The organism is Clostridium sp. Marseille-QA1073 (assembly GCF_054863625.1).
Genome location: NZ_JBSVQM010000010.1, coordinates 86018 through 107807 on the forward strand (window position 1 = coordinate 86018; position 21790 = coordinate 107807).

The following is a 21790-nucleotide window of genomic DNA, read 5'->3' on the forward strand; positions in this document are numbered from 1 at the left end:
CCGACAATGTATTTAATAAGCTTTTTCCACTTTTCATTAACAAATGATATATCAACTTCAACAGCAATAAAATCTGATTTTCTTGGTTCGCATTTAAGTAAGTATTCTATAGCTAAAAGGATGGAAGGATATCATGTTTATCTGACCACTGATGCTTATGCGGGTTATGAGAAAGTGGACAATATAAAGAGAAATCTATGTTGGGCTCATTGTCGTAGATACATGATATAAAGTATCCCTCTAGACAATCGAGGAAGGAGATTCCTGGATCTAAGGGAACCAAAGAGAAAGAAATTGATCTTTTATTCAAGCTAGAGGAAGAAATGAAGGATCCTTCTTTTGAAGAAAAGAAAAACAAGCGTCAGGTAGCATCGCGTGCTATCCTAGATGCCTTTTGGTCGTGGGTCGAAACAACTTCGTCGATTCCAATCACTCTCCAATAACCTTTGCGAAGCAAATATCAAACCTTTTGCCACTGCAAGAAGAGCCTGATTATTTGCCGATACTCCAAAAGGAGCAACTGCAAACGCAGTATTATATATGATTGTAGAATCTACCCGTGCAAATGAGCTGAATGCTTATGAATACATAAAGTATCTGCAAACTGTGATGCCAGATACTGATTTTAATAATTATCCCTAATTATTGGATCAATGCCTGCCGTGGTCGAAAAAATTACCAGAGGGATGCAGGCTGAGAATAAGAAAAACAAAAAAGAATTCCGTTAAAGTACAATGTACTACATCGGATTTCTTTTTTCCATACGTCATGTTTTAAATCGCTTACGTAAATTTATATCCTTTAATGCATCTTTGATGCTTATCCGCCATGACTTTATTTTAGCTTAATGTTTCTATGACATTTTTATAAAGTTTGCCGTTTTGTACATCATCCAAAGTAAATACTTTTTCTTCAACATTTTTCTTTAAATACTCAAACGCATCAAAATATTTTGTATTGTCAACATAATAGGTCTGCAAGCCATCTCTATAATCTATAGTTGAAGCATCAATATCATTATGTGATAAAACAATGAATATTTTTTCAATGCCATGCTTATATAAATGTGCTAACTGTAATTTTAAATATGCAACATCTATAGAAGGATTTACACACATTATGGCTACATCTATATTTGCGGCAGAAAAGTAAGCATCAGCAAGTTTACCAAAGTTGTATGTATTTAAGCTATTAACTTGACCTATTGCGCCCCCAATATTTATAAGCCATGCATCCATGTCTTTATTAATTTCAGAAAGATACATATATTTATTAATAGAATAAACTATATTAGGGAATTTTAGTTCGTTTGGAAAATTAAAAACATTTGTATTGTAGAGTACCCCTATTGGATTATTAGAAACTGATTGAATATCTAGCCCATCTTGTTTTAAACTATTTAACAACGATAACTGAATATCAGATTTATTTAATCCGCTGCACAAACTTGTGATAGCGATAACAGGTTTTTCTAGTATAGATAGCTCAGAAGAATTATATTCACTATAGTCATACAGGTATTTATTATCGTCTCTTTTTAAAAAATTACCTATACAGATTATCTTATAGCTTCTATACTTTTCTTTTATAGTTACGGGGACTTCCAAATCAAAATATGCAGAATTTAATATTATTATTACATCAAAATCTTTATTTGGCTTACCATCTCTAAAACTATAAAAATCACATTTATCATGATCATAATACGCTACGATATTTTCATGTATATAATCTTTATTCACGTTTTCGAGTGAATTCGATGGGAATAGAACAACGGCCGCTCGATTATTTAATAACATATCATGAATACCGCTCTCTTTTAAATTAGTATTGCAACTAATATCATCCGAACTATAAAGATTAATATTGTATTTGCGGGATAGTATTTTAAATTTATCATTTAACGGCATATTGCTGAGATCATCACAAAGATAGCCGCATAGTCTAGCACACGCTAAACTAGATGAACTGAAATCAAATTCAGTATCTTTTTCCTTCATTATAAGATCTCTCATTGAAATAGAAACGGTCGTATAATCGATTGTTTTAATTTTTTCTGTTTGTTGCTGATCTACTTTTACGCATATTACGTTTTTGAAATCAGCAGGAAATGATATGGTATTAGCATGGGATGCAGCTGATAATATGACAATATTATTTTGTATAGCTTTTTCACATATATCATATAATTCTTGCGAATACGCAGTTAATCCTAAACTAATATTTATTATATCAACTTTTTCCTCTATTGATTTTTCTATCGCAGAAATAATATTAAATACCTGTAAATTTCCAGAATCATCCGATATATTTAAATCAAGTATTTGTATTTCATTATTTTTAGTATTTGACACTATTTCTTTGAAACAATCTGTGCCGTGTCCGTGGTTTTTTCCAGGTTCCTTATACTCTTCTATTAATGCTTCTTTAAATAAAGAAAAGTGCCTTACTTCACACCTGTTGTTAATTTCATTTTTAGAAATTCCAGTATCAATCAATGCAACCTTCATTTTTATTCTCTCCTTATATAATCTTAGTTTTTCTCTTGATCGCCCGTTTTCGTAGTATCTCGCAAGTTATGCAAAGCTGGATGCAGGTAGAGTGAACCTCCAGTGCCATCCTTAGTCATACATCCCTATGCCGAGTCCAAGCTCTGATGGTTAAAACCATTGACCAACTACCGGCTCTGCATTTTTCTAGGAGATACCGCTAAACGGAAGTCATATGAGTCTCCCCACAATGCAACAGGGAGACACTTCCTGTAATGAATATTACGCCGCTTTCAGCGACTGATTCCTGTGGATATCCGCAATCATTTTCTCGGGTTTATACGCGTAGCCTTTGGTGGCAACCGCATAGAATACTCGAAGGAGCTACAGCATACCGCATTTTTACGCCATTACAGGAATCTCTATTTAAATCAATGAGATGTTTGCCACATAATTAACCAAGCCTCTATTATTACTGACATGGTCTAGGTAATAACCCAATTCGCTCTCTACATCTTTTCTAGATTTTTCACAAAAATCATCATTTATATTTAGAATGTCCTTAAAGCACATTTTACAAAACCTAGCCGCCCAACAATATTTACATTTTTCTAAACTTTTTACGGTTTCATCAACAAGCCATTTTATTTTATTTATATCAATACCGTTATAAACATCTCCAATTTCAAAAATTTCCTGGCTCTCATCTACCTTTTCGCATACAATTATTCTACCGTCGGTAGTTACAAAGTTCTTTCTTACACCAGGAACACAAAACCCTCCGGGTAAAATGCAATTGCTACAAGCTGGTCCACTGAATGAATTATAATATTTTTTCATACCTTTAAGCATATTTTTATAGGCAAAATCGTAATTTCTTATATCAAGTATCTCGCCTTTATTGATCTCATCACTTTTATCCCTTGAGTTCATAAAATATTCAGTTGGGAAAAGGTCTATCATGTTTACATCAGATTTCCATAAATTATCTATAGACTCAAAAAGATCATTGCTAGCACCATTAAACATAACTACATTATATGTAACATTTTCCCTAAAAAATTTAGGGTCTTTACGATAAAATGCCTGAATGTTTTGATACACCTTCTCATAACTACCATTATCATTACAATCAACTCTATATTTATTTTGATATTTTTTAGGTCCATCAAAGCTTATATTTATTTTTATATCATTTTCTATTATGAAATCAGTAACTTTATCGTCAAGTAAAAGTGCATTTGTTACTATATTATAAGAAGGTTTTCTAAATGGATACTTATTACTTATGTAATCGATACACTCTTTTATAAGGTCTAGCCTAAGTAAAGGTTCCCCTCCATAAAAACCAAGATGGCAGATCTCGCTTTCATGTGAATTTTTCATAAGAATATCTATAGCCTTAAAAGCAACATCTTTATACATACTTTTTAGCTGATAGTTATCATCCATATATTTAGGCATATATCCACAGTATTTACATCTTAAATTGCACTGCTCTGTAAGGGCTAAAGTCATACTTTTTATTTTACTAGTATACATATTATTTAATTCGTCTTCACTATAAGAATATTTCACATCAAACTCACATGATTTCTTTATATCCCTGAAGTTGTTATTTATCAAAAAATCAGCATATTTATTATCATCTAATATATCTTCGTCAGAGTTAATTGTAGCAAAGTTATTATTTAGTGCATCATAAATATACATATTACTGCTTGTCTTAATTATTTTAGATAAATACATCTCTGTTTACATCCTTTCTCTTTCGAGTTATTGATTATTTATACCGCCTACTACTATAGTTATGAGCTATTTTTCTATTTTATAGGAATTGTCCAATATAACCATCGCCATAAGCTGACACTGGTTTACCTTTGCAGCCACAGTGGCATCCTAAAGTTCTTACTGTAGAGTTATTTGCCTTGTTAATCTTCTTTAAACTAACTTTATTATTCTTCATAATTTCCACACCCCATCTTATAATTTTTTAAAGTTATTGTAAATTTTTAGTTTATAGGAATTGTCCAATGTAACCATCGCCATAAGCTGACACTGGTTTACCTTTGCAGCCACAGTGGCACCCCAAAGTTCTTACTGTAGAGTTATTTGCCTTGTTAATCTTCTTTAAACTAACTTTATTATTCTTCATAATTTCCACACCCCATCTTATAATTTTTTAAAGTTACTGTAAATTTTTAGTTTAGGAATTGTCCAATGTAACCACTGCCATAAGCTGCCATCGGTTTACCTGCGCAGCAACAGCGGCACCCCAAAGTTCTTACTGTAGAGTTATTTGCCTTATTGAGCTTCTCTAAACTAACTTTATTATTCCTCATAATTTCCATAACCTTTCTCATAACTACAGTAGTAGGCCGTATAAATAATCAATAACACTTATTATATTTATCTCTATTCAACAGACATGGAGTAGCTGTCCGCTTGAATTTTATACATATTATAAAATTCCTTTTTCAGTTCTATTAATTCTTCAAAGCTCCCTTCTTCTATAAGTTTTCCTTTGTCTAATAAAATAATTTTATCCGCTAATTTAGTAATATACATCCTATGAGAGATGATGACTGTAGATTTAAGATCGCTTATTGTTCTAAAAGTATCGAACATTTTCACTTCTGACTTTGGATCAAGCGCTGCTGTTGGCTCATCTAAGACTAAAACCGATGCATCTGAGAAAACCGCCCTAGATATGGCAATTTTTTGCCATTGCCCTCCGGAGGGCTCTATAGCATCATTAAAAAACATTTTGCTTAAGTTTGTGTCATATCTATTTTCATAGTTTTCAATAAACTTATTTGCTCCTGTTATTTCGGCCGCTTTTTCTATATCCTTGTCGTTTTGTATCTTATCAATATTTCCAAACCCTATACAATTGTGTACACTGTCTGAGAACTTAACATAATCTTGAAACAAAGCGCCAAAAAACGATCTTAATTCATTTATGTCGTATTCTTTTAAATCGATATTATCTAGTAATATTCGCCCTTGTGTTGGATCATAAATTCTGAGTAAGAGCTTGGCGAATGTTGATTTTCCGCTCCCATTTTCACCGACAAGGCATACCGTCTCCTTTGTATCAAAATTTACATTTATATCTTTAAGTGCATAGTTATCAGAACCAGTATACTTAAAACTAACATTTTCAAAACGTATATTATGTACTGGTATTGCTTTGATTTTCAGATTTTTACTTTCTATAATATCTGTTTCCTGCATAAATTCAAATATATAGTTAATAAACATCATGCTTTTACTATTTGATGCTATTTGATCTGATAATGCTATTAACTTCGTAACGATAGTTAGAACAGCAGTAACGAACAGATAAAACTCTGACACAGATACTGAACCCGTGATTGTATTTTTTACAAGCCATACTCCAACAAAAATAGCACCTATCATTGAAATAAAACTAGTTAATATTGATACTATAATTTCTTTTGCCGCAATTTTACTGTTACCTTTCATAAGATCATCAAATGACTCTTTTCTTCTGTTTCTAAAGTGATTATATAATCTAAAAGCCCTAATCTCATTTGCATACATGGGATCGGTAATCAGCGAGAGATAATACCATATACGCCTCATTTGCATAGTTCTTTCACTAAAAAATCTAAACATCATACCTTGAAATTTTCTTTTATAAATTATGATAGGTAAAGTAAAAATCATAATAAAAAGAAAGGCGAGGAAATTAAATCTAATAATAATAACAGCATATCCAATGAGACTTATAAGGCTTGCAACCATACCGAATAAGCCTTCCATCAAATTCAATGGTTCAGAACCACATTTAGTCAAAGTGTTTGAATGCAAATCTAAAAAAGTGGGGTTATCTATTCTTTCTTGCTTTATGCTTTGAAATTTATCTGCAATCAAGTTTTCTATATTGTGTGACAGTTTTAACCCTGTCATAGAACATATAATGGTTTTTACACTTTCCGTAGCGAATGAAATCACTATAAAAGAAAGCATTAAAAATAAAATAATCAATAATCTTAAATACACAACCGATGATTCGTTTCCTATATTTTGACCTAATTCTTCTATTAATTTAGCTGTCAAATATGTAGTGAATACTGGGCTAATACCTGTGATAAGCATTGAGCCAATGGAAAGAAAAAATACACCTGGCCCTGCTTTAAAAATTTCTTTAAATATAAAACCTAATTTCAAAATATAGTCTTTTATAATTTTCATCTTCTCACCTACAATCAATAAAAAATTACGGTATAAACAGCAATTAATACTTTTTGCTCTGCATATAGAAGCCGATTCCTCTATTCACAAGCATATAATTTAATTGGCCGGTTTCGATTGCATATATGTCAGCGTTGTCAACCCTATTTTGATTCACAAATATTGGAACAACTCGCTAACAAGTTCTTTCGCATTTACTACGAAGGAACATCTGAACGCTTTGGGCTTGGACGAATCCGAACAGGCATAATTTTTCACTCCTTTATTAGCTAGCGCGAAATTTCTTCCTTAGCGACGGCTTTGTTGTACATTCTTGTAATCAGCAAGAACTTGTCCTAATTCTAACCGCCTCATCATTTAAGAATACTTTTACCGCAATCGTAATTATTTCATATATTGGCATAAACATGGATTTTATCCCTTGTTTTTCAACATTTCCCTTTCTTTTCCTATTTTACTACAATGTTTCAAATAAGTCAATTTTTTTTTAAAATTCTAAAAATTCGCATATAGATTTTAGCTATGCACCTTGAAAATTCAATACCTGGCACTAATTATCTTATCAATGTTCTGAAACTTTAGGCTGCTTGTAACTGTGACTTCAATGCAGATGGAATTGCATTCATAAAAGCATCTACTAATTCAAAGATTTTCTCATCAGATAATTCTGACTGATCCGTAAGTAGTGTTTTGAACATTTGAAGCATCAACTGAAAAGCCTGAATCCATGTGATATCAGACATCTCGTCAGGAAATTATAGAAATAGCCGTCCTCAAAATCCATATCATCAATTACGCTAAAACCCGTGATGCTTATACCGCTTATCGCAAAGCAGGATACTCAAAAAAATTCTACGAGGAACACACCGTCAATGTGATTTTACATAAGACTGCAAAGGCGGATTTTGATGAGCTGGGCGTTAAAAAGTTGCCTACTGTCAAGGCTCTGCAAATAGAATATTCCGAGCTGCTCACCCAAAAGAAAAAAGCCTATATAAAGTACCATTCGGTAAAAAAAGAAATGCAGAAAGTAGTTACCGCAAAGGCAAATGTTGACCGTCTTTTAGGTGAGGATATGGTTCATCTGGAAAAAGAAAAATCACAGGAGCAGAGATAATCTGACCTGTGATTTTTTCAACTCACGGAGTGAGCATATCCACACAATTTATCGTGTGTTCAGTGGGGATTGGGGATACTCCCCAACAAGCAGATTTTCCAAAAATCCCCCAAGGGAATTTTGAGCAAATTCGCAAGGTGTGTACCACCTTGTCCTGCTTGCCGACATTGTTTTGTCGGAGCGTTCCTCTCCCCAGCTGGTGCGTTTCCATGAAAAAATGAGGGCGGCGCTCTTACGCTTCCCCCATTTCTTCAACTTTCTTAATCTCTTTTGTCGTGACGGTGACAACCCGCAATCCCTTGTTGCTGATTTCATCAAGCAGACTGGATACCAAGCTAATTGCCGGAATACTGACCTTTAAAGCCGCCTAACATCTTTAGCCTTTGCGGGAGCGTGAACGCTTTTCCACGCTCCTGTATTTTTTTGTTTTATACCTCAGCTTGTAAATTTCCGTCAAAATAAATACAATAGAATTATGGAGGTGTTATGCGCGAATTATATAACGACAAAAGAAGCAGCGAAAATTTGGAGAATCACAGACAGAATGGTAGTGTACCATTGCTCTGCCGGGCGGATTAAGGGAGCTAAAAAAATGGGAAATACATGGCTTGTTCCTGCTGACACTGAAAAACCGGCTGACGGACGATATAGGAACAGTAAAGTAAAGGATGGTGAAAATAAATGAAACGGATATTTTTGGTTGAGGACGATAAGGCAATCGCCAAAAACCTTGTACTTTTGCTCCGCTCGGAGGGATTTACAGTCACTCACGCCCCTACGCGGAGTGAAGCCCTTGTCGCACTTGCCGGGAATAAATTTGACTTGGCGTTGATTGATATTTCTTTGCCTGATGGAAATGGCTTTACGGTTTGCACGGAAATCAAAGAAACGCAAGATGTTCCCGTTATCTTTCTGACGGCTTCTGGCGATGAAGCAAGTGTTGTTACCGGACTGAACATGGGCGCGGACGACTATATCACCAAGCCTTTTCGTCCACGTGAACTGATCGCACGAATCAGAACCGTCCTGCGAAAAAACGGACGTTCTCCATCGGCTTTTGAAATCTGCGGACTTCATGTCGATATGGCAAGTGGTGTTGTGAAAAAAAACGGCAACGAGGTTTTTCTTTCAGCATTAGAATACCGCTTGTTACTGGTGTTTATTAGCAACCCAAAAAGTATTATCACAAGGAGCAGGCTGCTTGACGAATTGTGGGACGCTGCGGGCGAGTTTGTCAATGACAATACATTGACCGTGTATATCAAACGCCTGCGGGAGAAGATAGAGAACAACCCCGCAAGCCCGCAAATCATTCTGACCGTTCGCGGGACGGGGTATAGATTGGGGTGCGAGTATGCTTCGGAATAGAGAGTTTCAGCAGTTTGCCATTTTGTTCTCCTTAATAGCTGCCGCCACTGTGACGCTGGGATTTGCAATCAATAGGTTGGCTGGAATCCTTGCCATTGCTTCTACCGCCGCCTTTGGAACAGCATTTTTTGTGTTTACCAAAGCCAAATATAAAAGCATTGCGCAGATTTCAGATCAAATCGACCTTGTGCTTCATAACGCTGACCATCTGTATATTGGTGAATCAGACGAGGGCGAACTTTCCATTCTGCAAAGCGAGATAACAAAAATGACACTGCGTATTCGGGAACAAAACGACGCACTAAAAAAAGAAAAAGAACATCTTGCAGATTCGCTGGCTGACATAGCCCACCAGCTCCGCACCCCTCTCACATCAGTAACTCTTATTCTGTCATTGTTAGAGAATAATCCTAATGAGGATGAGCGGAAAGATTTGATACGGGAAACAGAGGAATTGCTTGTGCGAATGGATTGGCTAATTACTTCTCTTTTAAAATTATCACGTTTGGACGCAGGCATTGTGGTTTTCCAAAAAGAACAAATTGATGTGAATAACTTGATCAGTGCCGCACTTCACCAACTTCTGATTCCCATGGAACTACACAATATAGCTTTAGAAATTAATGTACCGAAAGGGATAAATATTTTGGGAGATTCAAATTGGCTTTCGGAAGCACTTCAAAACATCTTCAAAAACTGCATGGAAAGTGCAGGCGATAACGGAAAAATTGATATCGTTTGTGAGGACAACCTCTTGTTTACTGAGGTTACTATTCACGACAGCGGAGCGGGCTTTAAAAAAGAAGATTTACCATACCTGTTTAACAGGTTTTATCGTGGAAAGAATTCGAGCACAGCTGGGTACGGAATTGGATTGGCGCTCTGTAAGATAATTATAACACGGCAGGGAGGGACGATTACCGCAAAAAATCACCCGCAGGGCGGCGCGATATTTGCCATTCGTTTCCCAAAGTGACTAATCTCTCACCGGAAAGTCACAGAGATGTAAGTTGAGGGTTCTATTATATAGGTGAAACATAAGAAAGGAGGCTCACATAATGGAATTTTTAAAAATTGAAAATTTATGCAAGGTCTACGGGAAGGGCGAAAACCAAGTTACCGCCCTTGACCATGTTTCGCTTACAATCGAAAAGGGGGAGTTTACCGCAATCATCGGCTCCTCCGGCTCCGGCAAATCCACATTGCTTCACATCATCGGTGGCGTGGACGTACCAACAAGCGGAAAGATATACTTGGAGGGTCAGGATGTATATGACCAGAGCAATGAAAAACTCGCTATTTTCCGCAGACGACAGGTTGGATTGATTTATCAGTTTCACAATCTGATACCAACGCTAAATGTAGTGGAAAATATTACCCTGCCTATCCTGATGGACAAGCGGAAGGTCAACGAGGAACGACTAAATGATCTGTTGGAGCTACTTGGTTTAAAAGAACGAAAAACACATTTGCCGAACCAACTTTCTGGAGGTCAGCAGCAACGTGTTGCCATCGGTCGCGCATTGATGAATGCACCGGCAGTTATGCTTGCCGATGAACCTACTGGCAGCCTAGACAGCAAAAACGGACAGGAAATTATCCATCTACTGAAAGAAAGCCATAACAAATATCACCAGACCCTTATCATTGTCACACACGATGAAAATATTGCCCTGCAAGCAGATCGAATTATCTGCATCGCAGATGGAAAAGTAGTGCGTGATGAGAGGCAGGTGGCTCGTTCATGAACATTTTTGACAAGGTTGCCCTGCAAGGGCTGAAAAAGAGTCGTACACGAACGCTTGTAACGATTATAGGGGTTGTTCTGTCTGCTGCCATGATTACGGCAGTTACTACCTTTGGCGTTTCTCTGCTGAACTATATGACAAATGGTGCCATTTCGAAATACGGTGATTGGCACGTCGCGTTTTTGGACGTTGATTCTTCTTTCATACAGGAACAGACAGGCAATGATGAAGTTGCAAATACCGTAGCATTTGAAAATATCGGCTATGCAACGCTTGACGGCAACAGAAACCCGAACAAACCATATCTTTTTATAGCCGGATTCAGCGAAGAAGCCTTTGATACTTTGCCCATAACTTTGATTTCAGGCAGGTTACCTGAAAACAGTGGGGAGATTCTTATTTCGGGGAAAGTTGCAACAGACGGCGGCGTCAAATTCGCGGTGGGCGACACTCTTTCCCTGACCGTGGGAAGCCGCATGAATGAAAACAAGAAGCTTGGTCAGAGTGACCCATACACCGCCAGGGGTGAAACGCTTGTACCACAAGACGAGAGAACCTATACAGTTGTCGGTATCTGCCGAAGGCCCGTCTTTGAGGAATCTTCCGCGCCGGGATACACCTTGATAACCAAAGCGGACGCACAATTCAAAGCGGACAGCCTCAGCCTGTTTGTCACGTTAAAAAATCCGCGTCAGGTTCATTCCTACACAAGCAGCACCGGAGACCATGCTTACGTTTTCAATGATAATGTGTTGCGTTTCATGGGCATTTCCGACAACAACTTGTTCAATATGTTTCTGTACTCGGTTGGGGGCATTGTAGTCGCCATCATCATGCTCGGCTCAATTTTTCTAATCTATAATTCGTTTAACATGTCGTTGAATGAACGCACACAGCAATTCGGGATCCTTTCATCTGTTGGAGCCACAGCAAAGCAGCTACGGAATTTGGTGCTGTTTGAGGGGCTTTGCATTGGTGCAGTTGGCATACCGATTGGTGTTGCAGTAGGTATAATCAGTATTAGGCTTGTAATTTCCGTTATCTCCAAAAATTTCGCAAATGTTCTCTACATCAACGTCCCTTTGACCTTGACGTTGTCCATCGCCGCAATCGTCGTTGCGGCAGTGGTCAGCATGGTTACCATCTTAATCTCGGCCTACATCCCGGCCAGAAAGGCCGCCAGCACACCGGTGATGGAGTGTATTCGCCAGACGAACGAGGTGAAAATCGAATCCAAAGCCGTGAAGACATCAAAGCTTACACAGCGCATTTACGGTCTAGAGGGAACCCTTGCCCTGAAAAATTTTAAAAGAAACAAGAAACGCTATCGTAGCATTGTGATGTCGCTTGTTTTAAGCATAGTGCTGTTCATATCGACCAGTGCTTTGGTAGCAGATTTGAAACAGGTGTCAAATCAGGCGTCAGAAGTTACTGACCATGACATCATTTTTTTCACACAGGACATGGATGACAGCGAAATGCTGCAGCTTTACGATAAGCTGAAAACTGCCAATGGTGTTTACGAAGGCTTGTATCAGGAACTTATTACGTATTCATGCACTGCCAAAGCAAGTGAGCTTACAGACGATTACTTGCACTATGAGGGTTCACATTCGCCGGACGAAACGATTGATCTTCCAGTAGATATTCAGTTTCTTGATGACAGCACCTATCTGAATATTATCAAAGGTCTGGGGTTGCCCACAGAAGAATATATCGGGCAAAATGCAAAAATGATTGCCGTTTCCATGATGGTGGAGGATGACAATACTATTGATATCTTCACGAGTTCTTCCAGGAATGTTACTCTCACTCCTGAAACCGATGGCGAGTCGAAGATGGTTGAGAGGCAAAACGTAAACATTGCGTTTGTCAAAATCGTGCCGCCCGATTCTCCCCCAGGCATCAGGAACTCTGAGCTGAGGCAAGCCTGCTTCAGGGTGCTGGCCCCTTATTCGGTCAAAGATGAGTTTGAGACTCCTGATGCTTCTACAGGAATTAAAAGCCTGAGCTTTCAATCAAAGAATCCCACTCAGTCAGTTGTAGAAATGGAGAAGATCATCGAGAGTGAGGGGATTACGGCCGAGTACAACCTGTACAATATGTATGGAATGATGGAGGAGAACCGCAATTACATCTTCATTGCCAACGTGTTCGCCTATACTTTCATCATTATGATTTCGCTGATTGCGGTCGCCAATGTATTCAACACAATTTCCACGAATATCAAGCTACGCCGTCGGGAGCTTGCCATGCTTCGCTCTGTGGGAATGTCTGAGCACGATTTCCAGAAGATGATGAATTTTGAGTGTGCCTTTTATGGCATGAGGGCGCTGCTCTTGGGACTTCCCATAGCGGTAATTTCTTCCTGGCTAATTCATAACGGAATGGTCACGGACGATATCGATTTTGTGCTTCCGTGGGCCAGTATCGGAATCAGCGTGTTTGGCGTTATTTTTATCGTGTTCATTACAATGCTGTATACCATTAATAAGATAAAAAAAGAAAATATTATTGACGCACTTCGGGATGATATGGCTTGATTGATTTTAGAGTTGAACACCCTAACTAGCAGGAACTGTACAGTTTCCCTGAAAGTGCTTTAGCAAAAGGTTTGGAGTGGGTTCGGGTGAAGGAAGCCTACTCCTCAATGCCTTTGCGTTCTCGCATGGAGATCTTGCCTTTGATAAAATGGTGTAGGAATCATGGACGATACGGTCGGAAATGGCATCAGCCAGGGTGGGTTCGCCGATTTTGTGATACCAGCCGCCGACCTCAAACTGAGAGGCAAAAGATGGTGGAGGCTTTTTGTACCGTGCTTCCACAATTTCCAATAATTCAGTAAGTACTTCAAAAGATGAAAGACCTTGCCTATGAAGAAAAGAAAATAAAGCGTCAGGATGTGTCACGCTCCATACTAGATGCCTTTTGGGGTGGAAGCTTACTAATTCTTGCTCTGAACTATGCTGCACCTCAGGGGAACCCTTATACAATTGAAAATTAACGATTGACAATGAAGAATTATTGATACTTCTCTTTTATAAGAGAAGTTCTAAATTTATTTCTTTTTAAAGTGACTCAGTCACTTTTATTGAAAAATCTATTTAAAGAAATTGATTGGTAAGAATTAATTTCTGCTATAATTGCCAACTTTCCATTCTCAATTCTCCATTGATTAAGTTCCCCATAGGTGGAATCAGGACCACCCGTAAAACGGGTGGTTTGCTTTAGCCCTATAAGGGCATATTACTGGCTGTGCTGCTCGCACGCCGAACGGTTTGCCAACCGCAAATTTTTACTAACTACCCCTAAAGGGGTTTATTTTATCTGCTCTTCTTTACTGGCTCACCCGTAAACGGGTCAATATATTCTTTTAAACTCAATTGCTCATATGCTATATCTTCTTGTATTTGATTTTTTATATATTCTTCAATTACTTTTTTATTACGCCCAACTGTATCAACATAATATCCCTTGCACCAAAATTGTCTATTTCCATACTTATATTTTAGATTAGCATGTCTATCAAAAATCATAAGAGAACTTTTTCCTTTTAAGTATCCCATAAACTGAGCTATGCTTAATTTAGGTGGAACACTAACTAACATGTGTATATGGTCCTTGCATGCATTTGCTTCTATTATTTCTACACCCTTATGTTCACATAACTTTCTCAATATTACTCCAATATCAACTTTTATCTTTCCATATATTATTTGTCTTCTATACTTAGGTGCAAACACTATGTGATATTTACAATTCCATTTGCTATGTGCTAAACTGTTATTGTTCATTATGAACTCCTCCTTTGTATTTCAAGTATTGGTCGGCAAACCTAATACTTATTTTACTAAAGGAGGATCTTTTTTTATACTCATAGCTAAAAGCTTTTTAGAACCACAGGTATAACCTGTGGTATTCTTTTATACAACAAGAAAAGACCTATTGCAATAGCATAGGTCTTTTAATTTACTTTTCATTTTTTGGCTCTTCTGCTTTCTTTTCTAAAGATATTAATTTATTTACCTGATCACTCCATATATCTACATACTCACCAGTTGCCCATTCTGCCATTATAACAGTTTCATTTTCTTTTAGTTTAATCTCCTTAATAGGAGTCTCTTCTAATGCATTTCCTACTATAGGGTAAACTTGTAAGCTTTCATCAGTAACTACAATAGACATATTTTTATTTGGCGATGAAAATATATCTTTAGCCTGTGGTGTCGATTGCTTTATTTGAGACCAAGGTGCAAATATAGAATCATACTTTAATAAACTTTCAGGCATCAATATAGGAATTTCAAAATCTCCATAATTATAAGATAAATTATCATTAGAAAAGTTTACTCGTCCTTTCATTATCCATTTTCCATTTTTTCTTACAAGTCCAAAACTATTGAACTGTTCTGCATCCTTTAATTCAAAGTTTTTGCTATTTCCTTTATCTTTAGCACTCCCTTGAATTGCAACTTTAAGAGCATCTACTCCTTTATCACCTATAGCTTCTGAAATAGTTATAGCACGATCTTCACCAGAATAAATTGTATCTATTGGTATAGTATTTAAAAGACTATACTGGTATGGCTGAGCTTCATCCTTTTCATTTCCTTCACCTTTTACATCTAAGGATATATAATCATTTGAAATAAAATTTATACTTTTTTCAGTATAAAATGAACTATTATTAATAAAGTCCTGTGAAGGTGTTTTTGTCTTTGACGTCTTTCCTATAGGTGCTGCAGAAATTGAATCATAGAAATAATTATCACCTTTTATCCGTTTAGAATCAACCTTCCAAAATCCATTCTTTCTTGCTAAAAATATATAAGGTAATTCTTTTATTTCTTTTACTTGTCCATCATAACTAATCCATAATGTTCTATAAACGGGTGCCTTAGGCTTTTCTTCTTTATTCCCATAAGGATAATTGTATTTTTCTTCTACATAAGATTTAAGTCCGATTATAACACCGCTTTGATATCTCTTAAATTTATTAGCGGTTATTGCTTCACTAGGTCTTACAGTCACCCCTCTATTAAATTCATGATTATTAACAATACCTTTATCTTCGCTTCCTATTCTTGATAAATAATACAAAGTACTATTCTTCTCAAGAATAGCCTCATCATCATTTAATAATATAAGCTCTATAAAATAATTATTTGAACATACAATAGTAACTACTTGAATTTCACTTTCTTCTATTCCTAAACTTTCTGGAATAGTATTATATTTATTATATATATATTCTAATGAATTTACTAATTTTAGCTTATATTTAGGATTAATAAAAGTATCACTTGGAGATATTACTGTATCTTTATTAAATGTGATCATCTTATCAACCCATAGCTTAATTGAAGCATCTTCCGGTGCATCTGTATTTAAATACTTATATGTTTCAATCTTCCATTTCCCTAATATAGATGGCTCAATTTTAGGAGATGATATTCTATTAGTTGCTACAAATTCATTATAATTACAAGCTACTAAAGCTAATGCAATTAAACTTACTATAAGTATTTTAGAAAATCTTTTCATAATCCCCTCCTTCAATCATTATCAATCTACAACGGCAAGGTTATTATAACTTTTGTACCTTCCCCTAATTTACTTTTTATATCTAATGATCCATTATGCATTTGGATAATTTCATCACAAACAGATAATCCTATACCATTACTAGAGTTAGAATTTTTTCCTTTATAGAACTTTTCCTTAACTTTAGGTATTTCATCCTGTGAAATGCCTATTCCAGTATCTTTAATACTCATTATAATACTATTTTCTATAATACTAGTATTAAAAGTAATTTCTCCTCCCGCTGGAGTAAATTTAATAGCATTATCTAAAATATTTATAAGAACTTGTTTTATTCTATTTTTATCTACAATTACATTAGATAAATTTTCATCAACATTTGTCTTTAGTGTTAAATTTTCATTTTTAGCTCTTGGTGTTAATTGTTTTGATAGTGCTAAAATTAATGCTGCTAAATTTGTATTCTCCTTTTTAAGGGTTATTTTTCCTGATAATAGCTTTGAAAAATCTAATAAATCCTCTACTAAATGAGTTAATCTATCTACTTCCTGTTCTATTATATCTAACCCTTCCTTTATTTCTTCTTCATCTTGGAAATCTGAAGCTTTCAGCACAATTGACCATCCCTTTATAGATGTTAATGGCGTTCTAAGTTCATGAGATACAGAAGCAATAAACTCATTTTTAAGCTTTTCATTTTTCATAATTTCATCTGACATATAATTAAGAGTATCTGCTAATTTTCCAAGCTCATCATCAAAGAACTTAGGTATTTTTTCACTAAAATCTCCTGTCGCCATTTTTTCTGCACCATAACTTATCTTTTTTAGTGGTTTAGTAATACTATTCGATATAAATAAACTCACAATACTTGAAACTATTATAACAAATATTCCTACTAATAGTGCATATTTAGATGCTTTAGCTACAGTTTTATCAACCTCAGCAGTAGATGCTATAAACCTAAGCGCCCCATCTATTTTATTATTATGATTAAGAGCAGTAATCATACTTATAGACGACTCTCCATTGATAGTTATTTTTTCTACTACTATTTTTTCCTTACCTTCTATAACATCCATTAACTTTTCTGGAAGATCAATATTTTCTACATCCACTCCTAAAGAATCCATCAGCACTTTACCATTTTTATCAATAATTTGTACTTCTGCGCTAGTATTTTCCCAAAATAGATCTACATCATTAGCTGTATTGGCCCGTATTCCTTCAGAAGAAAGATAAGTATTATAAAAATTACTGGAAATAATTATTTGGTTCTTTAAGGTATCATTAAGTCCTGTGTAATAGTAGCTTTTAATTGCAGTTATTACTATTACCTCAACAATAACTATAGTTAACACTATAATAAGTAAGTAACTGCCTGAAATTCTTCTCTTAATAGATACCAATTTAATTCTCCTTCCATCTATATCCTGTTCCCCAAATAGTCTCTATAAATTTAGGTTCCGATGGATTATCTTCTATTTTACTTCTTATTCTTCTTATATTAACATCTATAATTTTGTTTTCTCCTATATAATTATATCCCCATACCATATCTAGAAGCTCGTCCCTACTAAAAGCTTTATTAGGATTTTCCATAAAGATCTTCATAAGCATATATTCTTTAGGTGTTAAATCAATTTCTATATCGTTTTTATAAACTTTTTTACCATATAAATCTATTTTAAAACTGCTAGAATATAGATAGTTGCCATCATGATTTTTTTTACTATATTTAATTCTTCTAAGTAATGAGTTAATTATAGCAATTAACTCTAAAGGATTAAATGGTTTTACTAAATAATGATCTGCTCCAAATTCTAATCCCATTATTCTATCAGTATCTTGTCCTCTAGCAGTTAGCATTATAATCCCTAACTCTTCATACTCTTTTTTTAATATTTCACAAACTTTAAATCCATCTATTCCTGGAAGCATTATATCTAGAATAACTACATCTGGTGATTCTTCTCTTGCCTTCTTTATACCATCCTCTCCACTTGCTGCTTCTATAACCTCAAAGTTCTCTCTCTTTAAACTTATTTTAAGAAATTTTCTTATAGAAGTTTCATCTTCAACTATTAAAATTCTAGCCATTATCTCGCACCTCCTAAATATCGTAAAAACATAACAATTATAAAATCATTTGTTCTCCTAATTATGTATAATATAATATTTTTAAAATTAAAAACAAGACCACAAAAATTGTGGTCTATTGTTGCTATTTGTCTGACTCTTTTTTAGCATCCTCATATTCAACATCAATAATGGTAGAATTACCATAATCTATATTATTATCCTTTGATTTGCTATATGATGTATGAGAACTTGTAGTATTATGTGGATTATTAGTATATCCCTTTTTTTCCTTAAAGTTTTTATTAAACTCCTTTTGCGATTTATTAAATTTATATCTCCAATAAGCCACAGCTAAAACTATAACTAATAATAAAATCATAACTAATGTAAATATCCCACTTATTACAATGCCTAATACACTTAGAATACTAGGCCCTAATACAATGATTAAAACTATTGCTAATACAGTGTATAATATATTTTTACTATCCATGTCGTATTTTTCCCCTCTTTAAGTAATAACTTTTCCTATTAAATTTAATTATAATATAATTTCCTTATTTTTTCCCTTTACATATAAAAGTTTAATGAAATTTTAATAAACATTATAATATTGCACCATCTACATTTATAATTTGTCCTGTTATGTATTTAGATTCGTCACTAGCTAAAAAAGCTACTGCTTTTGCTACATCTTCTCCTTTTCCTAATCTTCCTAAAGGTATTTCATCTATCATTGAATTTAATTCTTCTTCACTCATCCAAGAATTCATTTCTGTGTTTATAACTCCTGGTGCTATAGCGTTAACTCTTATATTACTAGGCGCTAACTCTTTAGCTAATGCTCTGGTAAATAGGTTTACAGCCCCTTTAGAAGTAGAATATATTACTTCACAAGATGCACCAACATTCCCCCACATAGATGATATATTTATAATATTTCCACTTTCCTTTCCAATCATGTATTTACAAACATGATTACACATATTAAAAATTGATTTCATATTTGTATTCATTATTGAATCATAATCTTTTTCATCCATATCTATAAAAAGACCAACTTTAGATATAGCAGCATTATTAACTAATATATCAATTTTACCAAATTCTTCGATAACTTTGGTTACTAAACTCTTACAGAAGTTATAATCTGAAACATCACCTTTTATTAATATACCATATCCGCCTATTAACTTAATTTCCTCTAAAGTTTTTTTTGCACTATCATCGTTATTTTTATAATTTAAAATTACACTAGCACCTTTTTGTGACAATTCTAAAGCTATGTTTTTTCCTATTCCTCTAGTTCCACCTGTTATTATAGCTACCTTCCCTTTTAAGCTCATACACTTCATCTCCTACAGTATTATTACCTTCTATTTTAAATCACTTAACTAGGTCTTTTCAATTTTAAATTACTTTAACTGTATAGTAAATTCTTCAAAATCTTACTTTTTTCTCTTTATTGCTACTTATATTGCTAATAAATTAACAACCTATTATTACAAATTTTACTATTCATTCTTAAAATTTAAAGTTATATAAGTATATATGAATCTATATAACTTTAAAATAATTTTCTATAAAATTTTCTATTTAATCCATATAAATGAATTATTTAGATATATTATATTAATATTTTAAGGTTTACATTGAATAAAATTTAATAATTAAATATTATTCTTAATTTTCTTAATATTACTTCTTATTTTGATTTAATTCAAAATATTTGTATAAATACTTTATTATTGTTAAAAGTTATGTTATTATATTGTTGAATTAGAAATAAGGGAGGGTTTTTATTATGGCTTATAAAATAGTTGATGCTTGTATTAGCTGCGGAGCTTGTGAATCTGAGTGCCCAGTTAACTGTATAAGTGCTGGAGACGGATTATATGTTATAGATCCAAACACTTGTATCGAGTGTGGTGCTTGCGCTAGCGTTTGCCCAGTTGGAGCTCCAGTTCAAGAATAATTGAACATATAATATAAAAAGTACAAGCTATTGCTTAATTAATAGCTTGTGTTTTTTATTTTCAGAATAATATTATGCAATTGAGAATTGAAAATGGACAATTGACAATTATGGTGGAAATTAATTTTGCAAATTAATTTCTTCAAATAGATTTTTCAATAAAAGTGACTGTGTCACTTTAAAAAGAAATAAATCTAAAACTTCTCTATAAAGAGAAGTATCAATAATTCTCCATTGTCAATCGTCAATTCTCAATTATATAAGATAGAAATTTAAATAATCAATAACATAATTATATAAATATATAAATTAAATTTGAAAGTAGTGTATATATACTATTCCTTTAACTCTGTAAATCCATTGCCTAATATTTCATGAACATGATATGTTATAATAAACGCCTTCGGATCAATTTCCTTTATAAAATTCTTAAGTCTTAAGAATTCTTTTTTTCCTAAAACTGTAGTTATAATTTCTTTTTTCTCAAGTGTATAAGCTCCTTTTGCATCGTATAAGGTTGCTCCTCTTTCTAAATCTTCAATTATAAATCTTTGAATCTCTAATCCTTTTTCACTTACTATTTCTACTTTTTTAATTACATTAAATCCTCCTATAACATAATCAATTGTAAATCCATTAATTATAACTCCTAATAATGAATACATACCTATAAGAGGTCCAAAAGCGGCTATTGCTAAAACAGTTATAATAAAATCAGTAATCAACAATCCTTTGCCTATATCTATATGTAAATACTTATTAAGTATTTTAGCTATAATATCTGTACCACCTGTAGAGGCATTCTGATTAAACACTATTGCCATACCAATAGCACTTATTAATATTCCAAAAACTAAATTTAAAAATATATCATTAGCTACTGGTCCTTTCATAGGAATAAAGGTTTCAAAAGCAGAAATTAATCCAGCTAAAGTCAAACTGCAATATATAGATTTAACTCCAAAACTTGCCCCTATAAATATGAAGCCTATAATATATAATATTGCATCTAATCCAAGCATTATTATTCCTACATTTAACATAGGTATATATTTATTAATAATAATAGCTAATCCGGAAACTCCTCCAGCAGCTATGTTATTTTGCATTAAAAAAAAGTATAGTCCTGAAGCTAAAAAAATAAGTCCAATTATTATAAATATAAATTCTTTTAAAAGCTTTTTCTTATTATTCACACTACTACTCCCTTTTTAATTTTAATATATTCTAATACTAATTTTTATCA

At 34.1% G+C, this 21790-nt stretch carries 21 protein-coding genes and 1 pseudogene; 8 read left to right on the forward strand and 14 right to left on the reverse strand.

Annotation, left to right across the window (positions count from 1 at the left end):
- Positions 1–6 precede the first annotated feature (6 nt).
- Entirely contained in the window at positions 7–231 is a 225-nt protein-coding gene (locus ACY1IQ_RS11005; protein ID WP_461613964.1) for an IS66 family transposase, read from the forward strand.
- A 608-nt stretch (positions 232–839) separates the two neighbouring features.
- Here the strand turns inward: ACY1IQ_RS11005 and ACY1IQ_RS11010 are convergent.
- The 6 genes from ACY1IQ_RS11010 to ACY1IQ_RS11035 form a co-directional block, all read right to left on the reverse strand.
- Positions 840–2510 carry a S8 family serine peptidase gene (locus ACY1IQ_RS11010; protein WP_461613965.1) on the reverse strand — a complete coding sequence of 557 codons (1671 nt, stop codon included), beginning with the start codon at positions 2508–2510 and terminating at the stop codon, positions 840–842.
- A 405-nt stretch (positions 2511–2915) separates the two neighbouring features.
- Entirely contained in the window at positions 2916–4238 is a 1323-nt protein-coding gene (locus ACY1IQ_RS11015; protein WP_461613966.1) for a lachnocin radical SAM maturase, read from the reverse strand.
- 79 nt (positions 4239–4317) lie between these two features.
- Positions 4318–4455 carry a lachnocin family radical SAM-modified peptide gene (locus ACY1IQ_RS11020; RefSeq protein ID WP_461613967.1) on the reverse strand — a complete coding sequence of 46 codons (138 nt, stop codon included), beginning with the start codon at positions 4453–4455 and terminating at the stop codon, positions 4318–4320.
- Positions 4456–4506: 51 nt separating this feature from the next.
- Complete coding sequence (locus ACY1IQ_RS11025) at positions 4507–4644, reverse strand: lachnocin family radical SAM-modified peptide (RefSeq protein WP_461613967.1); 138 nt, start codon at positions 4642–4644, stop codon at positions 4507–4509.
- A 46-nt stretch (positions 4645–4690) separates the two neighbouring features.
- Positions 4691–4852: a lachnocin family radical SAM-modified peptide gene (locus tag ACY1IQ_RS11030; protein ID WP_461613968.1), complete on the reverse strand. Its 162-nt coding sequence runs from the start codon at positions 4850–4852 to the stop codon at positions 4691–4693.
- 52 nt (positions 4853–4904) lie between these two features.
- On the reverse strand, positions 4905–6710 hold the full coding sequence (locus ACY1IQ_RS11035; protein ID WP_461613969.1) for an ABC transporter ATP-binding protein: 1806 nt from the start codon (positions 6708–6710) through the stop codon (positions 4905–4907).
- Positions 6711–7584: 874 nt separating this feature from the next.
- On the opposite strand from ACY1IQ_RS11035, the gene ACY1IQ_RS11040 reads away from it, so the two are divergent.
- The 6 genes from ACY1IQ_RS11040 (at position 7585) to ACY1IQ_RS11065 (ending at position 13486) form a co-directional block, all read left to right on the forward strand.
- Positions 7585–7827, forward strand: coding sequence for a hypothetical protein (locus ACY1IQ_RS11040; RefSeq protein ID WP_461613970.1), 243 nt, complete (start codon positions 7585–7587; stop codon positions 7825–7827).
- A gap of 544 nt (positions 7828–8371) precedes the next feature.
- Positions 8372–8512 (forward strand): DNA-binding protein, encoded by a 141-nt coding sequence (locus ACY1IQ_RS11045; RefSeq protein WP_461613971.1) that lies wholly within the window; start codon positions 8372–8374, stop codon positions 8510–8512.
- Positions 8509–9195: a response regulator transcription factor gene (locus ACY1IQ_RS11050; protein ID WP_461613972.1), complete on the forward strand. Its 687-nt coding sequence runs from the start codon at positions 8509–8511 to the stop codon at positions 9193–9195. The genes ACY1IQ_RS11045 and ACY1IQ_RS11050 overlap by 4 nt, the downstream gene beginning before the upstream one ends.
- A complete protein-coding gene (locus ACY1IQ_RS11055) occupies positions 9182–10171 on the forward strand; it encodes a sensor histidine kinase (protein ID WP_461613973.1) in 990 nt (329 codons plus the stop codon). Before ACY1IQ_RS11050 ends, ACY1IQ_RS11055 begins: the two co-directional genes overlap by 14 nt.
- 82 nt (positions 10172–10253) lie before the next feature.
- Positions 10254–10943: an ABC transporter ATP-binding protein gene (locus tag ACY1IQ_RS11060; RefSeq protein ID WP_461613974.1), complete on the forward strand. Its 690-nt coding sequence runs from the start codon at positions 10254–10256 to the stop codon at positions 10941–10943.
- Positions 10940–13486 carry an ABC transporter permease gene (locus ACY1IQ_RS11065; protein ID WP_461613975.1) on the forward strand — a complete coding sequence of 849 codons (2547 nt, stop codon included), beginning with the start codon at positions 10940–10942 and terminating at the stop codon, positions 13484–13486. The genes ACY1IQ_RS11060 and ACY1IQ_RS11065 overlap by 4 nt, the downstream gene beginning before the upstream one ends.
- A 97-nt stretch (positions 13487–13583) precedes the next feature.
- Here ACY1IQ_RS11065 and ACY1IQ_RS11070 read toward each other — a convergent pair.
- The 7 genes and pseudogenes from ACY1IQ_RS11070 to ymfI all read right to left on the reverse strand — a co-directional run.
- A pseudogene (locus ACY1IQ_RS11070) lies at positions 13584–13783 on the reverse strand (ATP-binding protein); the annotation flags it as partial.
- A 483-nt stretch (positions 13784–14266) separates the two neighbouring features.
- On the reverse strand, positions 14267–14737 hold the full coding sequence (gene tnpA / locus ACY1IQ_RS11075; protein WP_461612632.1) for an IS200/IS605 family transposase: 471 nt from the start codon (positions 14735–14737) through the stop codon (positions 14267–14269).
- Between the two features lie 175 nt (positions 14738–14912).
- Positions 14913–16487 carry a hypothetical protein gene (locus ACY1IQ_RS11080; protein WP_461613976.1) on the reverse strand — a complete coding sequence of 525 codons (1575 nt, stop codon included), beginning with the start codon at positions 16485–16487 and terminating at the stop codon, positions 14913–14915.
- Positions 16488–16513: 26 nt separating this feature from the next.
- A complete protein-coding gene (locus ACY1IQ_RS11085) occupies positions 16514–17896 on the reverse strand; it encodes a sensor histidine kinase (protein WP_461613977.1) in 1383 nt (460 codons plus the stop codon).
- Position 17897: 1 nt separating this feature from the next.
- Complete coding sequence (locus tag ACY1IQ_RS11090) at positions 17898–18587, reverse strand: response regulator transcription factor (protein WP_461613978.1); 690 nt, start codon at positions 18585–18587, stop codon at positions 17898–17900.
- Between the two features lie 124 nt (positions 18588–18711).
- Positions 18712–19062 (reverse strand): hypothetical protein, encoded by a 351-nt coding sequence (locus ACY1IQ_RS11095; RefSeq protein WP_461613979.1) that lies wholly within the window; start codon positions 19060–19062, stop codon positions 18712–18714.
- Positions 19063–19174: 112 nt separating this feature from the next.
- Positions 19175–19915 (reverse strand): elongation factor P 5-aminopentanone reductase, encoded by a 741-nt coding sequence (ymfI, locus tag ACY1IQ_RS11100; RefSeq protein ID WP_461613980.1) that lies wholly within the window; start codon positions 19913–19915, stop codon positions 19175–19177.
- Between the two features lie 458 nt (positions 19916–20373).
- On the opposite strand from ymfI, the gene ACY1IQ_RS11105 reads away from it, so the two are divergent.
- The gene (locus ACY1IQ_RS11105; RefSeq protein WP_039636582.1) at positions 20374–20544 is read left to right on the forward strand and encodes a DUF362 domain-containing protein; all 171 of its coding nucleotides are present in this window, start codon (positions 20374–20376) and stop codon (positions 20542–20544) included.
- A gap of 335 nt (positions 20545–20879) precedes the next feature.
- Here the strand turns inward: ACY1IQ_RS11105 and ACY1IQ_RS11110 are convergent, their stop codons facing one another.
- Complete coding sequence (locus ACY1IQ_RS11110; protein ID WP_461613981.1) at positions 20880–21740, reverse strand: YitT family protein; 861 nt, start codon at positions 21738–21740, stop codon at positions 20880–20882.
- Positions 21741–21790 lie beyond the last annotated feature (50 nt).